This is a genomic window from Bacillus alkalisoli, assembly GCF_002797415.1.
GTDB lineage: Bacteria > Bacillota > Bacilli > Bacillales > Bacillaceae_I > Bacillus_CD > Bacillus_CD alkalisoli.
On record NZ_KZ454944.1, the window covers coordinates 2,384,832 to 2,404,162 of the forward strand.

General features: G+C 35.6%; 20 protein-coding genes. All 20 read right to left on the reverse strand.

Annotated features, from left to right (window positions below; translation table 11 throughout):
* Positions 1-15: 15 nt before the first annotated feature.
* Complete coding sequence (gene hslV, locus CDZ89_RS11835; RefSeq protein ID WP_096154645.1) at positions 16-558, reverse strand: ATP-dependent protease subunit HslV; 543 nt, start codon at positions 556-558, stop codon at positions 16-18.
* 19 nt (positions 559-577) lie between these two features.
* Positions 578-1,492 (reverse strand): tyrosine recombinase XerC, encoded by a 915-nt coding sequence (gene xerC, locus CDZ89_RS11840; protein ID WP_096154646.1) that lies wholly within the window; start codon positions 1,490-1,492, stop codon positions 578-580.
* A 60-nt stretch (positions 1,493-1,552) separates the two neighbouring features.
* A complete protein-coding gene (gene trmFO, locus CDZ89_RS11845) occupies positions 1,553-2,860 on the reverse strand; it encodes an FADH(2)-oxidizing methylenetetrahydrofolate--tRNA-(uracil(54)-C(5))-methyltransferase TrmFO (RefSeq protein ID WP_096154647.1) in 1,308 nt (435 codons plus the stop codon).
* A 255-nt stretch (positions 2,861-3,115) separates the two neighbouring features.
* Entirely contained in the window at positions 3,116-5,194 is a 2,079-nt protein-coding gene (topA, locus tag CDZ89_RS11850; RefSeq protein WP_096154648.1) for a type I DNA topoisomerase, read from the reverse strand.
* A 482-nt stretch (positions 5,195-5,676) separates the two neighbouring features.
* A complete protein-coding gene (gene dprA / locus CDZ89_RS11855; RefSeq protein WP_096154649.1) occupies positions 5,677-6,543 on the reverse strand; it encodes a DNA-processing protein DprA in 867 nt (288 codons plus the stop codon).
* Positions 6,544-6,635: 92 nt separating this feature from the next.
* Positions 6,636-7,538, reverse strand: a complete 903-nt coding sequence (gene sucD / locus CDZ89_RS11860; RefSeq protein WP_100333739.1) for a succinate--CoA ligase subunit alpha — start codon at positions 7,536-7,538, stop codon at positions 6,636-6,638.
* A gap of 19 nt (positions 7,539-7,557) precedes the next feature.
* Entirely contained in the window at positions 7,558-8,721 is a 1,164-nt protein-coding gene (gene sucC / locus CDZ89_RS11865) for an ADP-forming succinate--CoA ligase subunit beta (RefSeq protein WP_096154651.1), read from the reverse strand.
* A gap of 213 nt (positions 8,722-8,934) precedes the next feature.
* Positions 8,935-9,219, reverse strand: coding sequence for an EscU/YscU/HrcU family type III secretion system export apparatus switch protein (locus tag CDZ89_RS11870; protein ID WP_406564926.1), 285 nt, complete (start codon positions 9,217-9,219; stop codon positions 8,935-8,937).
* The gene (locus CDZ89_RS11875; protein WP_096154653.1) at positions 9,219-10,523 is read right to left on the reverse strand and encodes a hypothetical protein; all 1,305 of its coding nucleotides are present in this window, start codon (positions 10,521-10,523) and stop codon (positions 9,219-9,221) included. The genes CDZ89_RS11870 and CDZ89_RS11875 overlap by 1 nt, the downstream gene beginning before the upstream one ends.
* A 10-nt stretch (positions 10,524-10,533) precedes the next feature.
* Positions 10,534-11,304, reverse strand: a complete 771-nt coding sequence (locus tag CDZ89_RS11880; RefSeq protein WP_096154654.1) for a ribonuclease HII — start codon at positions 11,302-11,304, stop codon at positions 10,534-10,536.
* Positions 11,305-11,474: 170 nt separating this feature from the next.
* Positions 11,475-12,332 (reverse strand): ribosome biogenesis GTPase YlqF, encoded by an 858-nt coding sequence (ylqF, locus tag CDZ89_RS11885; protein WP_096154655.1) that lies wholly within the window; start codon positions 12,330-12,332, stop codon positions 11,475-11,477.
* Between the two features lie 32 nt (positions 12,333-12,364).
* Entirely contained in the window at positions 12,365-12,916 is a 552-nt protein-coding gene (gene lepB, locus CDZ89_RS11890) for a signal peptidase I (RefSeq protein ID WP_096154656.1), read from the reverse strand.
* Between the two features lie 537 nt (positions 12,917-13,453).
* Positions 13,454-13,798: a 50S ribosomal protein L19 gene (rplS, locus tag CDZ89_RS11895; protein ID WP_096154657.1), complete on the reverse strand. Its 345-nt coding sequence runs from the start codon at positions 13,796-13,798 to the stop codon at positions 13,454-13,456.
* A 124-nt stretch (positions 13,799-13,922) separates the two neighbouring features.
* A complete protein-coding gene (gene trmD / locus CDZ89_RS11900) occupies positions 13,923-14,654 on the reverse strand; it encodes a tRNA (guanosine(37)-N1)-methyltransferase TrmD (RefSeq protein ID WP_096154658.1) in 732 nt (243 codons plus the stop codon).
* 1 nt (position 14,655) lies between these two features.
* On the reverse strand, positions 14,656-15,174 hold the full coding sequence (gene rimM, locus CDZ89_RS11905) for a ribosome maturation factor RimM (protein WP_096154659.1): 519 nt from the start codon (positions 15,172-15,174) through the stop codon (positions 14,656-14,658).
* Positions 15,175-15,613: 439 nt separating this feature from the next.
* Positions 15,614-15,844 (reverse strand): KH domain-containing protein, encoded by a 231-nt coding sequence (locus tag CDZ89_RS11915; RefSeq protein ID WP_096154661.1) that lies wholly within the window; start codon positions 15,842-15,844, stop codon positions 15,614-15,616.
* A 14-nt stretch (positions 15,845-15,858) separates the two neighbouring features.
* The gene (rpsP, locus tag CDZ89_RS11920; RefSeq protein WP_096154662.1) at positions 15,859-16,131 is read right to left on the reverse strand and encodes a 30S ribosomal protein S16; all 273 of its coding nucleotides are present in this window, start codon (positions 16,129-16,131) and stop codon (positions 15,859-15,861) included.
* A gap of 131 nt (positions 16,132-16,262) precedes the next feature.
* The gene (gene ffh / locus CDZ89_RS11925; protein WP_096154663.1) at positions 16,263-17,609 is read right to left on the reverse strand and encodes a signal recognition particle protein; all 1,347 of its coding nucleotides are present in this window, start codon (positions 17,607-17,609) and stop codon (positions 16,263-16,265) included.
* 12 nt (positions 17,610-17,621) lie between these two features.
* Entirely contained in the window at positions 17,622-17,957 is a 336-nt protein-coding gene (locus CDZ89_RS11930) for a putative DNA-binding protein (protein WP_096154664.1), read from the reverse strand.
* A 370-nt stretch (positions 17,958-18,327) separates the two neighbouring features.
* Positions 18,328-19,326 (reverse strand): signal recognition particle-docking protein FtsY, encoded by a 999-nt coding sequence (gene ftsY, locus CDZ89_RS11935; RefSeq protein ID WP_096154665.1) that lies wholly within the window; start codon positions 19,324-19,326, stop codon positions 18,328-18,330.
* Positions 19,327-19,331: the final 5 nt, after the last annotated feature.

Here is a 19,331-nt window from a genome sequence, read left to right on the forward strand (position 1 = left end):
AAAACCCACCCTTTGTTATAGTTCTTCCACAATAATGTGGTCGTTTGTATATACACATATTTCTCCAGCCATCGTTAATGCTGCATGGGCAATTTCTTTTGCTGTCATATGTTCTCCTGCAAATCGTTTTAATGCACGTCCAGCAGCAAGAGCATAATTACCTCCTGAACCGATGGCTAATATTCCATCATCAGGTTCGATTACTTCTCCAGTACCAGAGACAAGTAACAATGTCTCACTATCCATAACGATTAGCATCGCTTCTAGCCTTCTTAAAACCTTGTCACTTCGCCACTCTTTCGCAAGCTCAACAGCAGCCCTACTTAAATTACCGTTATACTCCTCAAGTTTTCCCTCAAACATTTCGAATAGAGTAAATGCATCTGCAACAGAACCGGCAAATCCAGCAATTACTTTACCATTAAACAGCTTACGGACTTTTTTCGCAGTATGTTTCATTACTACTGCATTGCCAAAAGTAACTTGACCATCACCAGACATCGCAGACTCACCATTATGTTTAACGGCAAAGATGGTAGTAGCATGAAAAGAACCCATTATATCTCCTCCTTAACCATCACCCTTTAGAGCGAGGATGATATTGCAAATATGTATTTCGAAGATGATCTTTCGTAACATGTGTATATACTTGAGTAGAAGACAAGCTTGCGTGACCTAAAAGTTCTTGTACAACCCTTAAATCCGCACCTTCATTCAACATGTGTGTTGCAAAAGTATGACGTAACATGTGTGGGGTAATTTTCATCGTAGAGCTGACTTCTTTCACTATTGAGTTCAAAATATTTCGCACACCTCGCGTTGATAAAGGTTGCCCACGGAAGTTCAAAAAGAGATGTCTAATACTGTTTGGTTCAGACTTTTTTTTCAGCAACTCATCTCTACCTTTTTCAATATATAATTTTAAAGCATCAGAGGCAAAACTACCAAAAGGAACATAACGTTGTTTTCTACCCTTACCTGTAACTAGAATTGTTTCTAAGTGAAAATCTACATCCTCTAGCTTACTATCACAACACTCGCTAACACGTATTCCTGTTGCATATAATAACTCTAATATCGCTTGATTCCGTTGTCCGAGAGGTGTACTAGTATCGGATACTAAAAATAGCTTTTCCATCTCTTCCTGATAAAGAAATCTAGGAAGTTGTTTTGTTTGTTTCGGGATGGAAATTAGACTAAAAGGATCTTCTACAATTTTATTTTCTTTTTGTAAAAACTTAAAGAAACTTCTTAGACTAGAAATTTTTCTTGCAACAGTTCTTCTTGCATATTTAAATTTATGGAGCTTCGTTAAATATGCTCTAGCTTCAATAAAAGTAATCGATTCTAAAGATGTAACACCCTCTTCTTTCATAAAAAGAAAAAAGCTATGGATGTCTCTTTCATAATGTTCAATCGTATTGGGTGAATAGTTTCGTTCAATTTTTAAATATTCAAGAAAAGAAAGTAATGCGTTTGACAAAGTTTCCATCATTTCACCTCACAAAGGCTACTAAATCTTATCACAATTTAGTAGCCCTTGCAATTGACTTTACAAACTTTTTACAAAATTCTGAATTGTTTCTAGTGCTCGATTAGCGTGTGCTTCATTTCTTTCTTGTTTACTTTTAATTTTCTTCGGTAAGTCCGGGAATAATCCAAAATTAGCATTCATAGGTTGGAAGTTTTTAGCGTTCGTTGTAGTAATATATCTTGCCATACTACCTATAGCTGTTTCATGTGGAAATTCCACTGGCTCTTCACCTAATACGTAACGCGCAGCATTTATACCAGCAACTAGTCCAGAAGCAGCTGACTCCACATAGCCTTCTACGCCTGTCATCTGTCCTGCAAAAAATAAATTTTCCCTATCTTTATATTGATATGTTGCTTTTAATAAATTAGGTGAATTTATAAAAGTATTTCGATGCATAACTCCATAACGTACAATTTCTGCATTTTCTAAACCTGGAATTAACTGAATTACTTCTTTTTGTGGCCCCCACTTTAAATGTGTCTGGAATCCAACAATATTATAAAGTGTTCCAGCCGCATCATCTTGTCGTAACTGCACAACGGCGTATGGACGCTTTCCTGTTCTTGGGTCCTCTAGTCCTACTGGCTTTAAAGGACCAAACAGCATCGTTCTTTTACCTCTACTACCCATTACTTCAATAGGCATGCATCCTTCAAAGAAGATCTCCTTCTCAAAGTCTTTTAATGGAACGGTTTCAGCAGCAATAAGGGCCTCGTAAAATTTATCAAACTGTTCCTCTGTCATTGGACAATTTAAGTATGCAGCTTCCCCTTTATCATACCTTGACTTTAAATAAACAATATCCATGTTTATACTTTCTTTTTCAATGATTGGTGCTGCAGCATCATAAAAGTACAAATATTCTTCACCTGTTAATGAACGTAGATCATCTGCTAGTGCTTTCGATGTTAAAGGTCCTGTTGCAATAATAGTGGGTCCTTCTGGTATGGATTCCACTTCTTCTGTGAAAACTGTAACATTCGGATGTTCTTTCACTAGCTGTGTTACTAATCCAGCAAATTCATGGCGATCAACTGCTAATGCTCCTCCTGCTGGTACCGAAGACTCATCTGCAGATTTTATAATTACTGAATTTAACATTCTCATTTCTTCTTTTAAAACACCAACAGCATTTGTTAATGTATTTGCTCTTAAGGAGTTAGAACATACTAACTCTGCAAACTTATCCGTATGATGGGCAGGAGTTTGTTTTACTGGACGCATTTCAAATAAGTTAACCTTTATTCCACGGCTTGCAAGTTGCCAAGCTGCTTCACTACCAGCAAGACCCGCCCCTATTACACTTACAACTTTTTCAGTCATTTTCTTATCCTCCAAATAGTATCTATCCTTACTATTGCCAAAATTATGTACGATAATCAAAATATTTATCTTTTCACAAAGGCGAATAATACTTTGTCGAACGAAAAGGGAACTGACAAAGTAGCTTATCGTCAGTCCCCTAGTTGGTATTTAACGTTCAAGTTATAGCTCTATTACTATATAAAATACATGAAAAGTAGATAAAGTGCAACATTTTTGCATTATTTGATTCAATTCGACATTTCAAAGAATGAATTATTGCTGCACTTCTTCTTTATAATCACATTCTACGCACTGAACTTGCATTCCTTTTTTCAACTTCTTTTCTACCAATAATGCTTCACACTTTGGACATTTACGAGCGAGAGGTTTATCCCATGATAAGAAATCACAAGTAGGGAAATGATCGCAACCGTAAAAAATACGTTTCTTTTTACTTTTTCTTTCTACAACATTTCCTTCTTCACACTTCGGACAGTTAACGCCAATATCTTTTACTATTGCTTTTGTATTTCGGCAGTCTGGGAAATTGGAACAAGCCATAAATTTGCCGTATCGACCCATTTTGAATACCATTTCATTTCCGCATAACTCACAATCTTCTCCAGCTGGTTCATCTTTTATTTCTACTTCTTTCATTTCTTGTTCCGCTTTTTCTAATCTCTTTTCAAACTCATGATAAAATCCATCAATTATGTCAATCCAGTTTACTATTCCTTCTTCTACATTATCTAGATTTGTTTCTAGATTCGCCGTAAACTCTACATCGATGATTTCTGGAAAGAACTCCATAACTAATTCAAACACAATTCCCCCAAGTTCCGTTGGAATGAAACGCTTATTATCTAATGCTACATACCCTCTCTTTTGGATTGTATCGAGAGTTGGCGCATATGTAGAAGGTCTACCAATTCCTAATTCTTCTAATTCTCTCACTAGTCTCGCTTCCGTATATCTCGGAGGTGGTTGAGTGAAATGTTGTTTAGGGTCGATATCTTTTGAGAAAACATTATCCCCTTTTTCTAAAGGAGGAAGAATTTTCTCTTTTTCATCTGTTGCATCGTCGCTTCCTTCCACATATACTTTCATAAATCCTTGAAACTTAACAGTAGAACCAGTTGCTCGGAAAACAACATCATCGTGACTTAAATCGATACTTACTGTATCTAAAATAGCAGGTGCCATTTGACTAGCAACAAATCGTTCCCAAATTAATTTATATAAACGGAATTGATCTCTACTTAGGAATTGCTTTAACGATTGAGGATCATTCATGGTTGCAGTTGGTCGAATTGCTTCATGAGCATCTTGTGCTTTTGCATTTTTAGTTTCTTTTTTTGGTGCATTACTTAAGTACTCTTTCCCATACGTATCTTCAATATATTGTGCTGCTTCTAATTTAGCAGTATCCGATATCCTAGTAGAATCTGTTCTCATATAAGTAATTAAACCAACTGTTCCTTGCTTTCCAAGCTCAATTCCTTCATATAATTGCTGTGCTAACATCATCGTCTTTTTTGCTCGGAAATTTAATTTCCGAGCTGCTTCTTGCTGTAAAGAAGATGTGATGAATGGTAGTGCAGGATTACGTTTTCTTTCTTTTTTCGTCACGCTATTAATTTCGAAAGAATTGTCATTTAATTTATTTATGATGGAATTAACTTCTTCTTCTGATTTTAATTCCACTCTCTTACCGTTCAAACCATAAAAGCTTGCATCTAATTCTTTTTTATCTTTTGTAAGGAATGATCCTTTTATTGTCCAATATTCTTCCGGAATAAAAGCATTTATTTCTTTTTCTCTTTCAATTACAAGCCTAACAGCTACTGATTGAACACGCCCCGCACTTAAACCTTTTTTTACTTTTTTCCATAATAATGGACTGATGTTGTAACCAACAAGTCTATCAAGTACTCGGCGAGCTTGCTGAGCATCTACAACGTCCATATCTATTGGTCTTGGATGTTTGAAAGATTCTTTTATAGCATCTTTTGTAATTTCGTTAAACACTACACGACAATCGGATGCTGTATCAATTCCTAAACTATGAGCTAAATGCCATGCAATTGCTTCCCCTTCACGATCCGGATCGGCCGCTAGATAGATTTTTTTAGCTTTTTTGGCAGCTGTTTTTAATTCTTTCAACACTGGGCCTTTCCCACGGATTGTAATATACTTCGGGTCGAAATTGTTTGTAACGTCGACTCCCATCTGACTTTTAGGAAGATCACGTATATGTCCCATTGAAGCTTTCACTTTATATTTTTTCCCTAAATATTTTTCAATTGTTTTTGCTTTTGCAGGCGACTCTACTATAACTAAATAATCTGACATTCCTATGTCCTCCTTAGAGGGTAAATTTCCTGTATGTAGTTAAAACTTTATTTAAAAGGATACACCTTTAATAATAAGTTAAGTTAAACTAATAGGATATGAAGTTTTAATTGAAACATTTATGTATATATTAAAACGATTCTTTAAATCTTCATTATTATTAAATATTTTTTTCCTGTTTGTCAAACAGGAAAGTGTAAAAGTTTTCGGAATTTTTTAAAAACGCATCTATTTAATTATATTGATAGCCCGTTTTATTTGAAATTATTCCACTAATTTTTATATTAAAACACATTCTGGAGGTAATGGTATAAAAATTCTAGTCAACTCTATACGTTTCCTTTATAAACTTTTATAAATATTATCTTAAGGAAAGCGACAACTTTTTGTTGTCGCCATTATAATACTATAGAAACTATTTTTTTTGTAAATTAATACATACTAAAATTCAATTTATGAATTTTTTTTAACAATTTATTTTTTTAAATTTCCTCCAGAATGTCTTCAGCTTTCATTACAAGCTTAGCTCCTTGTTGAATTAATAAGTTTGTTCCAATTGACGTCGGGGAAAAGATTGATCCTGGTATAGCAAACACATCTCTTCCTTGTTCTAAAGCTTGTTCTGCAGTAATCAATGAGCCACTTCTTTCTTTTGCTTCCACAATAACTGTACCACTTGAAAGTCCGCTAATTATTCTATTTCTAAAAGGAAACTGCCATCTCTGTGGAGGGGTGTATGGAGTATATTCTGAGACAAGTAGATGTTCCCGAGCGATTGTATTTGCCAAAGCTATGTTTTCTTTTGGATAAACGTTAAATAAACCACTACCAAGAATAGCTATCGTTTTTCCGTTATTTTCTATCGTTAATTTATGTGCATTAGTATCTACTCCAGTAGCCAAACCACTAACAATCGTAAACCCTTCTTTTATTAATGATGGGAGGATTAATTCTAGTGCTTTATTTGCATACATGGTCGGGTTTCTAGTACCAACTATACTAACTTTTTTCGAATGAAATAGCGAGATATCACCTTTACAATACAAAACAAGAGGTGGATCATATATTTCTTTAAGGAGTAGTGGATACAGAGGGTCTTTAAATGTAATTGGAATTATTTGTTCTAGATTATAGTTACATAAAAACTTTTCTATATTTACAGTTCTTATTTGAGAGTATATTTTTTCTGCAGATGACTTTGTTATTCGTAAATGGTGAGTGAGATCGTTGGTAGAAAAATTAAAAATGTTTTTTAAATCGGGGTCAAACCGAAGAATTTTAAAAAGGATATTTCTTGTGATGGATGAACAATGATGTAAATGTAGTAAACGTTGTTTCCATTTATCCATGTATTCATTCGCTCCTATGAAATTATTTGAAATTTTATAACAAATACACAGAGGTAGTCATTCTACTACCTCTGCATATTTTAGAAGTTAGATTAGTGAGTTTTACACTTTTCTAGTATGCCTTGCTCTGTGATAACTTTAATTAGTGTCTCTCCCATAACAGATGGAGTATCTGCTACTTCGATACCACACTCGTTCATCACACGAATCTTCTCATCAGCTGTACCTTTACCACCAGAAATAATCGCACCAGCATGGCCCATGCGCTTTCCTGGAGGGGCTGTACGTCCGCCGATAAATCCTACAACAGGCTTAGTCATGTTTTCTTTTACCCAAAGAGCCGCTTCTTCTTCTGCAGTTCCACCGATTTCACCAATCATGATTACTGCATAAGTCTCAGGGTCTTCATTAAATGCTTTTAAAACGTCAATGAAGTCTGTACCGTTAACTGGGTCTCCACCGATACCTACAGCTGTAGATTGGCCAATACCAGCTTCTGATAGTTGGTGTACAGCTTCATATGTAAGTGTTCCAGAACGAGAAACAACTCCTACATGACCTTTTGTATGAATATATCCTGGCATGATACCAATTTTACATTCACCTGGAGTAATTACACCTGGGCAGTTAGGACCAACTAAACGAGTCTTTTTGCCTTCCATGTAACGTTTTACTTTTACCATATCCATTACTGGAATATGTTCTGTAATACAGATTGCTAGGTCAAGTTCAGCATCAACTGCTTCTAAAATTGCATCTGCTGCGAATGGTGCTGGAACGTAGATAACAGATGCATTTGCACCAGTAGCTTTAACAGCCTCATCAACTGTGTTGAATACCGGAACACCTTCTACTTCTGTACCACCTTTACCAGGCGTAACTCCACCAACGATGTTTGTACCATACTCAAGCATTTGTTTTGTATGGAACAAAGCAGTTGAACCTGTAATACCTTGTACGATAACTTTTGTGTCTTTATTAATAAATACGCTCATGTATGTTCCCCTGCCTTTCTTATCCTACTTGTGCTACGATTTTTTGTGCGCCATCAGCCATAGATTCTGCAGCAACGATGTTTAGACCAGAATCTTTAAGGATTTGCTTCCCTAACTCAACGTTAGTTCCTTCAAGACGTACTACTAAAGGTACTTTTAACTCTACTTGTTTAGCAGCTTCTACAACACCTGTTGCAATAATGTCACACTTCATAATTCCACCGAAAATGTTTACAAAAATACCTTTTACATTTTCATCAGAAAGGATGATTTTGAATGCTTCTGTTACTTTCTCAGCAGTAGCACCGCCCCCAACATCAAGGAAGTTTGCAGGGTCTCCACCATAATGTTTTATAATATCCATTGTTGCCATAGCAAGACCAGCACCATTTACCATACACCCGATGTTTCCATTAAGTGAGATATAACTTAAGTCGTACTTAGAAGCTTCAATTTCTTTTGCATCTTCTTCGTCAAGATCACGGTACTCTAAAATGTCTTTATGACGATATAATGCGTTTGCATCAAAGTTTAATTTTGCATCTAATGCCATTACTTTTCCGTCACCAGTAACTACTAACGGGTTAATTTCAGCGATAGAGCAATCTTTTTCTACGAATGCAGTGTATAAGCTCATCATGAACTTAACAGCTTGTCCTACTAACTCTTTTGGAATGTTAATATTAAAAGCAATACGACGAGCTTGGAATCCTGTTAAACCTACTACAGGATCGATATACTCTTTAAAGATTTTTTCTGGAGTTGCTTCTGCAACTTCTTCGATTTCCGTTCCACCTTCTTCAGAAGCCATTAAAACAACTTTTGAAGAATCACGGTCTAATACTAAACCGATGTAGTATTCTTTTTTAATATCGCAACCCTCTTCGATAAGTAAGCGTTTAACTTCTTTACCTTCAGGACCTGTTTGATGTGTTACTAACGTTTTACCTAAAATTTCACTCGCATACTCACGAACTTGTTCTAAGCCTTTTGTAGCAACTTTAACGCCACCAGCTTTTCCACGACCACCTGCGTGAATTTGTGCTTTTACCACACATACTTCTGTTCCTAATTCTTTTGCTGCTTCAACTGCTTCTTCCACAGTGAATGCTACGCGACCATTCGGAACAGCTACCCCGTATTTTCTGAGGATCTCTTTTCCTTGATATTCATGGATATTCATTTCCCATCCTCCAATCTTATGTATCACAATAAAAATAGACTGCGCTTTCATTTTATAAAATGAGACACCCTTTGTCTACCTTTCTGTAAAAATATTATACTATTTTCAAAAAATTAATTATTAGCAATTCTTTAAATTTAATGAAATGCCTATCATATCAACCACCTAGCCTATTTTACTGAATTTTCAATAAACTATAGGAGTAAAACATTTTTACTCTTTCTTTGCCTCTTCGTTTAAAATATACACAAAAGAAAGTATTTCTGCCACTACTTCATATAAAGATTCCGGAATTTTGTCGTGTAGTTCAATTTCAGATAATAGTTGAACTAAAGCTTCATCCTCTTGAATAGGAACTCCATTGTCTTTTGCTGTTTGGATTATATTTTCTGCAATGAGACCTTTGCCTTTTGCTGTTACAATTGGGGCATAGTCTTTTTGTTGGTCATAATATAGTGCTACTGCTTTTTTTTGAGTGAATTTTGGATCTTTCTTCATCATAATTTAATGTCCACTCCCTTGTTAGGAGGCTTTAACACTTCTTGTAAAAAGACGTTATAAACATCTTGATGCTTGTCTTCGTTTTTTATTACTTTCAACGATAAAAGCATATAACCATCTTCTTCGAGCTTTTTCATTAATATCGACTTATATTTTTGAACGATTTCATCAAGTTTTGTAAAGTTGTTAGTAATAGAAACGGATATCACTTTTTCCTGAATTAATATATCAACCATCGTTTCTGATAGTACTGGTAAGTCAAGCAAAAAGAGAATACGACAATGAGATGGATCAACCTTTTCTTTCTCTGTATTTCGGGCTTGAATATGAATATACCAATTTTTATATTGTTCATTATTAAGATAAGGAATGGCGAAAAATAACGGTTGAAAAAGACCATCTTCTCGAGATTGAAGCTGAAATCCATTCAGCATTTGGACCATCTTTTCTATTTTCCTATTCATTTCTGCAGTAGGAAGTTGTTGTTGTAAAGCAATAAGAATTGGTTTTAATTCTGCCTCAAGTTTACTCTTCGTTTGGACTTGTGAAAAATGGGAAGTTAGAATATTCTTCTCATATTGAAATCCCAATTGAGCAAGTGATTGAACGACAACATTCTTTACTTGACTACTAGTTTGTAACAAATTTGCCTGCAAAGTAACGTTTCTAAGTAACTCTTCTAACTTCTGTTCAGGATGAGTTTTCAAAGGTAAGTTTTTTACCTCCGATATTAATTCCTTGACTAGCTGTCCTATATTGTTTTCCCTATTAATTGCCTCTTGCACATTCATTATCGCCTTTTCAAGTGGAATAGGGTAATTTTTCGTCATTACATGTTGAATGAACAAAAATTTTGTTTCTTTTGTCATTCCATTGCTTTCGTTTACCCATTTTAAAATGGAGTCATAAGCACTCTTATCTACTTTTTGATACAGGGACATTACTATTTGCTGCTGAGTGGTAGTATTAATCTTCAAATTAGCTATCGTTTCATTCGACGCCGTGTGAGTAGTATTCACCGTCTGGATTGCTTTAGGTGTAGCAACATCAGCTAATTTTGTAACTTCTACTAATGGAAGTGATTTTTCTGAATTTCCATTAAAACGGAATAAATACTCATTACCTATCATTACTTTTTCATTTATTTTAACAACTACTTCTCTTGTACCTATCCTAATTAACGAGACATTTTCTTGGAGTTCTTCCAGAACTCTTGCCTGGAACACTTTTGGCAAGTTCAAGCTTGTGCTAGTTCTATGCGAGTTTAATAGACTAGTTGAAAAAGTGATGTCACCATCCATAGCTTTCCTCCTAACTTACATAGCTTTTGATTGGAGCAAAAGATTTTCTATGTTCTGATATGATTCCGTGTGTTTCTATCGCTTCAAGATGCTCTTTCGTACCATATCCCATATGATTTTCAAAACCGTATGAAGGGTGCGTTTCTCCAAGATTCTTCATATAGCGGTCTCTTGTTTCTTTAGCAAGCACAGAGCTAGCAGCAATTGATATACTCGTTGCGTCTCCTTTAATGATGGAAGTTTGAGAAATACCTATTGGTAATTTCATCGCATCTATTAACAAATGTTCTGGCTCTATTGGAAGTTCTTTTATCGCTTTAATCATTGCTATTTTAGTTGCCTCGTATATATTTACAGTGTCGATTTCTTTCGCTGGTACTACCCCTATACCATAAGCAAGCGCATTATCTATAATATATTCATAGAACGTTTCTCTTTTAGCTGGAGATAATTTTTTTGAATCTGTAAGTCCTGGCAAATAAAAATCTTCTTTTAAAATAACTGCAGCAGCTACTACAGGACCAGCTAATGGACCACGGCCTACTTCATCAATTCCAGCAATATATTTAATACCATTTCTTCTCAGTTCTTTTTCATAAGCCAGCATATTTTCAAACTGCGTATGTAGCTCTTCTGCTCGTAGTTTTTCTTTTTCCCATTTTTTATAAAGTTGTTGTACACCTTTTCGGGGATCTATTTTTATTGTCGTTAGTGTTGGATCTGATTCATCTTTTGCGTTTTGTAGTAGGGCTTGTATTTCTTTTATTGTTAAATTTCCCATGTTTTCTCACCTCTTACTTTTTTATCGACCTATTAATTGTTAGGTTCAAGTGTTTTGTAGTAGTAGTTTTAAATAGTGTTGATCACACCGCCTAATCACTATCCACTAGTAACTAACCACTAAAAAAAGGCAGGAAGTGAAATTTCACAACTTGCCTCTTTTGCTTGAAATTATGCTGAAAAGTCTTTATCAAACGTTATTCTACCTAACTTTTCTTGTCTTATTTCTCTAATTACTAATTCTGCTACTTTATCATAATCGATATAGCCACCAGCCATTTTGCAACCTCTTTTTTCACCTATAGTATCAAAAAGTTCTACAACGTCTTCGTGAATTTCAGATAGTCCATATCTTTCTTTTAAACGTTCAGGATAATAGGTTCCTAAAAACCTTAAGGCAAATACAGTTACCTCTTGAAGGTTGATAATTGTGTCTTTAATGGCTCCAGTTGTAGCAAGTTTCAATCCTACTTCTTGATCTTCAAATTTCGGCCATAAAATACCTGGAGTGTCTAACAATTCTAGTTCTTTACCAACTTTAACCCACTGTTGTGCTTTCGTTACACCAGGTCGATCTCCAGTTTTAGCAATATTCTTTTTCGCTAATCTATTAATTAAAGTGGATTTACCAACATTTGGAATTCCGACAATTAAAGCTCTAATAGCTCTAGGACGAATCCCTCTGGCTATCATTTTATCGAACTTTTCCTGTAACAATTCTTTTGATAATGATTGTATTTTATTAATTCCTTTTCCTTGAAAAGAATCAATTGCTATAGCTCTAGTATTTTCAGTAGTTTCTTGAAAATATTGAATCCATTTTTGTGTATCAGCTGGATCTGCCAGATCAGCTTTATTTAATAAAATAATTCGAGGTTTTTGCTTAATGATTTCATCAATCATTGGGTTCCTTGAAGAAATAGGTAATCTAGCATCTACAAGTTCATAAACGATGTCAATTAGCTTTAATTTTTCAGTAACTTCCCTACGAGCTTTCGCCATATGACCAGGAAACCATTGAATAGTCATAAACTTACACGCCTTTCTATTTTTGTCCTTTTTTAATGGACAATTCTCATATCAGATGGAGGCCAATAAACTACTTTTGTTTTGCCAAGCACTTGGTCCATTGCGACTGTTCCAATGTGTCTTCCGTCTCTGCTGAATCTTCTATTGTCACCTAATACAAAAATATGTCCTTCTGGCACCGTTTTTTGGCCAATTATATCCTCTAACGTAAAGTTTTCTGTTAAAGGACCATTAGGTATTTCAGCTTTAAATTCATCTAAGTATGGCTCTTCGTATGGATCACCATTAATATATAAGACGTCATTTTTATATTCCACTTCATCCCCTGGAAGACCGATTACACGTTTAATATAATCTTTATCTACTGTTGCATGGAAAACAACGATGTCAAATCTATCAGGTTTACCTATCATATAGCCAATTTTATTTACAATCATTCTATCTTGATTGTGTAATGTCGGCATCATGGAATCTCCGTCTACAACTATAGGGGCAAAAAAGAAATAACGAATGACAGCTGCTAATACAATTGCAATCGCTAATGCCTTTATCCATTCAAAGAGCTCGTTTTTAGATTTTGTCATCTTTGTTCCTCCACTACCTGAGTAAGTTTCATCATATATTACTACTATCTGAAAAACTTAGTTCGTTTTTCAATATGGGAATGTAATTTATCAACTTAACTTACCTATATATATCTCTTTCTAGATTAAACAGACCTATTAGTATGTAAATATCATTATTATATACCTTTTTTTATCAGTTTAAAAACTTAGGTGTATTTATTAATTAGGCTGTGTTAAAGTTCGTTGTTGATTTGCGTGCAAGGCTTCGCTTTCCGCGGGCGGTAAAAAGGAAGGTGTTATTTTCACTGTCGTGAAAAAACCTACTCCTCGGCGCATGCGCCTGTGGGGTCTCCCACTCCCCGCTTCTCCCGCAGGAGTCTCAGCCTTGCACGCAAATCAACAGGTATTAGTACTAAATTATCAACACTAAGCTTTAACATAGCTATTAATTAAAGTGCGAAAAAAAGGAGCTTGTTTTAGCAAGCTCCTTTCTACTTAGCTTACACATCGAAATAGAACACATTACATTCTATTGATGTTTATGCTACTTTTTGATTATCGAATTTCTTTAATACGAGCTTTCTTACCGCGTAATGCACGTAAGTAGTAAAGTTTCGCACGACGTACTTTACCGCGACGGATAACATCGATTTGTTCGATTTTTGGTGAATGTACAGGGAATGCACGCTCAACACCAACACCGTAAGAAATCTTACGAACTGTGAAAGTTTCGCTAATTCCGCCACCACGACGTTTAATTACTACACCTTCGAATAACTGAATACGCTCACGCGTACCCTCTACAACCTTAACGTGTACACGTACAGTGTCACCAGCTTTAAATGTAGGAAGGTCTGATTTAAGTTGTGCTTGTGTAATCTCTTGGATTAATTTTTGCATGTTCTTTTCTCCTTTTCCACAGATGCTCATTCCATGTATTTCATGCAGCGGAACACCGTTTTTTCGACATAGCTGTGCTAAGTCACAACTAGTATAGTAACATATTTAAGATTAAAAGGCAATATTACTTCTCGCCATTTTGTATTTCTAGTAACCATTGTTTTTCTTGATCCGTTAATTCGTATTCTTGTAATAAATCCGGTCTTCTACTCCACGTTCTTCTTAGAGTTTCTTTCCTGCGCCAATGTTTTATTTTCTCATGATTACCAGATAACAATACATCAGGCACTTTCATTCCACGAAATTCAGCCGGTCTTGTGTAGTGAGGATGCTCAAGAAGGCCAGTACTAAAAGAATCTTGCTCATGAGAGGCTTCTTTTCCTAGAACTCCTGGTAGTAGTCTCACAACACTATCAATTACTACCATAGATGCAAGTTCTCCACCAGTTAGTACAAAATCTCCAATTGAGATTTCATCTGTAACTAGTGATTCTCTAATTCTTTCATCGTACCCTTCGTAATGTCCACAAATAAACAATAAATGTTTTTCCCGCGAGAGCTCCTCTGCTTTACGCTGGTTGAATCTTTCTCCTTGCGGGCACATTAAGATTACTCGAGGCTTTGACTCACTTGTAAGCTTATCTACAGCGTCAAAGATTGGTTGTGGAGTTAAAACCATACCAGCACCTCCACCATAAGGATAATCATCAACATTACTATGTTTATTTGTAGAATAATCCCTAAAATTTTCGACGCGATAAGTGACAACTTCTTTCTCAGCTGCTTTTTTTAATATGGAAGTATTTAATACTCCCGTAAACATTTCAGGAAAAAGAGTTAATACGTCTATTTTCATTTTATAGAAGTCCTTCCATCGGCTCGATGTATATAACTTTATCTGCAATGTTTACTTCTTTTACAATTTGATCTATATAAGGAATTAAAATTTCTTTTCCTTTACTCCCTTTTATAACCCATACATCGTTTGCACCTGGTGTTAATATTTCTTTTATAACACCTATATCGTCATTCGTTTCTAAATTGATGACTTTACATCCGATTATTTCATGAAAGTAAAATTCTCCTTCATTTAGGTCTTCTAATTGAGTTGCTGGGACTTTCACAATTGCCCCTTTATATTGTTCGACTTCGTTAACATTATCCTTACCAACAAACTTAAGTAAATCAAATGTTTTATGTACTCTTCTTGATTCTACTTCTAGTGGAATTGGCTGATCGTTTTCATTCATGAAAAGGAAAAGTGTATTGCCTGGCTTATATCGCTCATCAGCAAAATCAGTTCTAGATACAATTCGGACTTCCCCTTTAATACCGTGCGTGTTTACAATCTTTCCAACGTTAAACCATTCTGTCATTTTATTTTCACCTCTAAATAATCATTTTATTTTAGTAGTATTACCTAATTATTTTCATATCTCATAAAAAGCTCGGTTATATACCGCTGTTGATTGTAGCGCAAGTCTTCGCTTTCCGAGGGCGTGTCTAGTTTCAGCGGCAAGCTCCGCAAGTCTAGCCATGGTCATCTTGAGGGAAAAAGCACCCTCTAGTTGCCCCTGTCTTATGCTTTTCGGGGCTGAACGAGTAGCTTCAAACTTTTCGTGGCGCCGGGAGCCTCCGGGGTCTCCCCCAGGACAAGGAAGGCTACGGAATCGATTCATCGCACGAAGAAAATGCGGTAGCATTTTCGAGGAGTCTCAGACTTGCGCTACAATCAACAGCTAGATAGTTGTGAAAAATCAACACTATTTTTCAACTCAGCTCAAGAATAAGAAAAAGGGAAGCTCGAAAGCCTCCCTACTCCTTAATTTCTAGTTGTACACGTTTATTATCGTGTGAGGCAGCTGCGAAAAGAACCGTTCTAATTGCTTTAGCGATTCTCCCTTGCTTACCAATCACTTTTCCTAAATCATCTGGGTGCACAGTTAGTTGATACGTAGTTACATTATTTGCTTCTACTTCTGTAACAACAACTTGTTCTGGATGATCTACTAACGCCGTTACAATCGTTTCAACTAGTTTTGTCATGGTTAGTTAACCAATTACTTGCTGAATTTAGCGTTGTGGAATTTTTCCATAATGCCTTCGTTCGAGAAAAGGTTACGAACTGTGTCAGATGGTTTTGCTCCATCTTGTAACCATTTTAATGCTAACTCTTCATTGATTTTTACTTCAGCTGGTTGAGTTACAGGATTGTAAGTTCCAACTGTTTCAATGAAACGTCCATCACGAGGAGAACGAGAATCTGCTACAACAATACGATAGAATGGGGATTTTCTGCTACCCATACGTTTTAAACGAATTTTAACTGCCATTTTTAATAGCACCTCCGAAAATATTTCACACAAGATAGTATGATAACAAGTAGTTAATTGTTTGTAAAGTGTTTTTTCTTGTCACTTTAAAATTTATAGAGAAAAATGTATAAAACTTATGATAATCGGACTTACATAAAAGGAAGTTTAAATCCACCTTTCTTCCCTTTACCTTTTGTCATACTTGTCATTTGTTTCATCATTTTTTTCATTTCTTCAAATTGCTTTAGTAAACGGTTTACTTCTTGAATTGGTCGACCGCTACCTTTTGCTATCCTTTTTTTACGGCTCGCATTAATGATATCAGGCTGTTCTTTTTCTTTTTTCGTCATAGATCGAATGATAGCTTCGACATGACCGATTTGTTTATCATCGACTTGAACGTTTTTTAAGCCTTTCATTTTGTTTGCACCAGGTATCATGCCTAAAATTTCGTCCAAAGGACCCATTTTTCGTACTTGTCCTAGTTGCTCCAAAAAGTCATCAAATGTAAAGCTCGCTGTACGAAGTTTTTGTTCTAACTCTTTTGCTTTTTCTTCATCTACATTGTCTTGCGCTTTTTCAATAAGAGTTAAAACATCGCCCATACCAAGGATTCTTGACGCCATACGTTCAGGATGAAACGGCTCTATTGCATCAAGCTTTTCTCCTAAACCTACAAATTTGATTGGTGTGTTTGTTACTGCTTTTACAGATAAAGCAGCTCCACCTCGAGTATCTCCGTCTAATTTTGTTAAGACAACCCCTGTTAAGCCAAGTTGTTCGTTAAAGCTCTCAGCAACATTAACTGCATCTTGTCCAGTCATTGCATCAACAACTAGAAAGATTTCATCAGGTTTGGAGATCTCTTTAACTTGTTTCAATTCATCCATTAATGCTTCGTCAACATGTAATCGACCCGCAGTATCAATTAAAACATAGTCATGGTGCTCTTCTTTTGCCTTTTCAATTGCTTTTTTAGCAATTTCAACAGGACTAACTTGATCACCAAGTGAAAAAACAGGCATGTTTAACTGTTTACCTAATGTTTCAAGCTGTTTAATTGCTGCAGGACGATAAATATCAGCAGCAACAAGCATAGGCTTTTTATTGTTCTTTTTTCGCAATAAATTAGCAAGCTTACCTGTCGTCGTTGTTTTACCAGCGCCTTGTAAACCAACCATCATTATGACCGTTGGTGGTCGGTTACTTACAGCAATTTTACTTTGCTCTCCACCCATTAAGTTCGTTAGTTCTTCTTTTACGACTTTAATTACTTGCTGACCTGGAGTTAAGCTTTTCATTACTTCTTGTCCAACAGCACGTTCACTAACTCGTTTTACGAAGTCTTTTACGACTTTAAAGTTAACATCTGCTTCTAGTAAAGCTAATCGAACTTCACGCATCATTTCTTTTACGTCTTGTTCTGTTACTTTACCTTTACCGCGAATTTTTTGAATGGTGTTTTGCAAACGGTCGGCTAAACCTTCAAATGCCATGTACGCCGCCCCCTAATCTAATTTCTCAAGCGCCTCTACTAACAGTACTATATCATTAGTAGGAGCATTTTCTTTTTCCATCATTAATTGTTTCATCTTTGACAAAAGTTGCTGACGCTCTTGAAACTTTTGAAATAACAAAAGTTTTAGTTCATATTCTTCAAGCATTAGTTCCGTACGTTTAATGTTGTCGTAAACAGCTTGACGACTTATGTTGTATTCCTCTGCTATTTCACCAAGGGAGTAATCATCCAAATAATACAAAGACATATAGTTTCTTTGTTTTGGAGTTAACAACGATTGATAAAAATCATAAAGATAGTTCATTCTCGTCGTTTTTTCCAGCATGTTTGTTCACTCTCCCTTGTTAAGTGAAATGCCTTTACATTGAATTAGTTTACAATTAAGTTCAAAGTATGTCAAGTTTTCTTCTTGACCACTTTTCAATACTACAGGTTAGTACATCCGTAATAAAATATAATTACTTACTTTAGTTGTTCGTGACAGTCAATCGCTTTCCGCGTGTGGTCTCGGCAGCAAAGCTTCGCACGAAGAAAATGCGTATGCATTTTCGAGGAGTCTCTTGACTGTCACAAACAACTCCTTAATGTTGGGTTGAAATTACAATTATCAATTTCTAACTATATCAAATAATTTGGAAATTTAATATTTAAAAAACAGGTTGTGACTATTCACAACCTGTTTCAAAATTCAGTATTTACACTTCTTCTGCTTCTTCTTTTTCTACTAAGCCAGCGAATAAGCCGTAGACGTATTGGTTTGCGTCGAAGGCTTGTAGATCGTCTACCTTTTCACCTAGGCCTACGAATTTAACAGGGATTCGTAAATCGTTACGAATCGCTAAGACAATTCCACCTTTTGCCGTTCCGTCTAATTTCGTTAAGACGATACCAGTTACGTTTGTTGCCTCAGAGAAAATTTTAGCTTGGCTAAGCGCATTTTGGCCAGTTGTTCCATCTAACACTAATAAAACTTCATGTGGAGCCCCTGGTACTTCTCGTTCAATTACTTTTTTTACTTTTTCTAGCTCTTTCATTAAGTTGACTTTATTTTGTAATCTTCCTGCAGTATCACATAATAATACGTCGACTTTTCTTGCTTTAGCTGCTTGAATTGCGTCATACATAACTGCAGCTGGATCAGAGCCTGAAGATTGTTTAATAACGTCGACACCGACACGTTCTCCCCACACCTCTAATTGCTCGATTGCTCCTGCACGGAACGTGTCTCCAGCTGCTAATAGTACCTCTTTACCTTCTTGTTTTAAACGATTAGCAAGTTTTCCAATCGAAGTCGTTTTCCCTACTCCATTTACACCAACAACAAGAATAACTGTTAAACCTTCTGATTGGATGTTAAGGCTCGGATTCGTTTCACCAGCAGATTCATAAATTTCTACTAATTTTTCAGAGATAACACTTTGCACGTCTTTTGTATCCTGGATATTACGACGCTTTACTTCCATCTTTAACTCATCAATTAATTCCATAACTGTATTTACGCCAACGTCGGCACCAATTAATATTTCTTCTAATTCTTCAAAGAAATCCTCATCTACTTTACGGTACCTTGCTACTAAGTCGTTTACTTTACCAGAAAACGATTCCCTTGTTTTTGTTAAACCTTCTTTAAACTTTTCTGTTACAGATTCTGTTTGTGTTGTAATTTTCTCTTTTAATTTTTTTAAAAAGCTCATCTCGC

Bases quoted from the DNA above. Each gene is read 5' to 3' on its own strand.
- hslV (WP_096154645.1), bottom strand. From the start codon at position 558: ATGGGTTCTTTTCATGCTACTACCATCTTTGCCGTTAAACATAATGGT.
- xerC (WP_096154646.1), bottom strand. From the start codon at position 1,492: ATGGAAACTTTGTCAAACGCATTACTTTCTTTTCTTGAATATTTAAAA.
- trmFO (WP_096154647.1), bottom strand. From the start codon at position 2,860: ATGACTGAAAAAGTTGTAAGTGTAATAGGGGCGGGTCTTGCTGGTAGT.
- topA (WP_096154648.1), bottom strand. From the start codon at position 5,194: ATGTCAGATTATTTAGTTATAGTAGAGTCGCCTGCAAAAGCAAAAACA.
- dprA (WP_096154649.1), bottom strand. From the start codon at position 6,543: ATGGATAAATGGAAACAACGTTTACTACATTTACATCATTGTTCATCC.
- sucD (WP_100333739.1), bottom strand. From the start codon at position 7,538: ATGAGCGTATTTATTAATAAAGACACAAAAGTTATCGTACAAGGTATT.
- sucC (WP_096154651.1), bottom strand. From the start codon at position 8,721: ATGAATATCCATGAATATCAAGGAAAAGAGATCCTCAGAAAATACGGG.
- CDZ89_RS11870 (WP_406564926.1), bottom strand. From the start codon at position 9,219: ATGAAGAAAGATCCAAAATTCACTCAAAAAAAAGCAGTAGCACTATAT.
- CDZ89_RS11875 (WP_096154653.1), bottom strand. From the start codon at position 10,523: ATGGATGGTGACATCACTTTTTCAACTAGTCTATTAAACTCGCATAGA.
- CDZ89_RS11880 (WP_096154654.1), bottom strand. From the start codon at position 11,304: ATGGGAAATTTAACAATAAAAGAAATACAAGCCCTACTACAAAACGCA.
- ylqF (WP_096154655.1), bottom strand. From the start codon at position 12,332: ATGACTATTCAATGGTTTCCTGGTCATATGGCGAAAGCTCGTAGGGAA.
- lepB (WP_096154656.1), bottom strand. From the start codon at position 12,916: ATGACAAAATCTAAAAACGAGCTCTTTGAATGGATAAAGGCATTAGCG.
- rplS (WP_096154657.1), bottom strand. From the start codon at position 13,798: ATGCAAAAATTAATCCAAGAGATTACACAAGCACAACTTAAATCAGAC.
- trmD (WP_096154658.1), bottom strand. From the start codon at position 14,654: ATGAAAATAGACGTATTAACTCTTTTTCCTGAAATGTTTACGGGAGTA.
- rimM (WP_096154659.1), bottom strand. From the start codon at position 15,174: ATGACAGAATGGTTTAACGTTGGAAAGATTGTAAACACGCACGGTATT.
- CDZ89_RS11915 (WP_096154661.1), bottom strand. From the start codon at position 15,844: ATGACAAAACTAGTTGAAACGATTGTAACGGCGTTAGTAGATCATCCA.
- rpsP (WP_096154662.1), bottom strand. From the start codon at position 16,131: ATGGCAGTTAAAATTCGTTTAAAACGTATGGGTAGCAGAAAATCCCCA.
- ffh (WP_096154663.1), bottom strand. From the start codon at position 17,609: ATGGCATTTGAAGGTTTAGCCGACCGTTTGCAAAACACCATTCAAAAA.
- CDZ89_RS11930 (WP_096154664.1), bottom strand. From the start codon at position 17,957: ATGCTGGAAAAAACGACGAGAATGAACTATCTTTATGATTTTTATCAA.
- ftsY (WP_096154665.1), bottom strand. From the start codon at position 19,326: ATGAGCTTTTTAAAAAAATTAAAAGAGAAAATTACAACACAAACAGAA.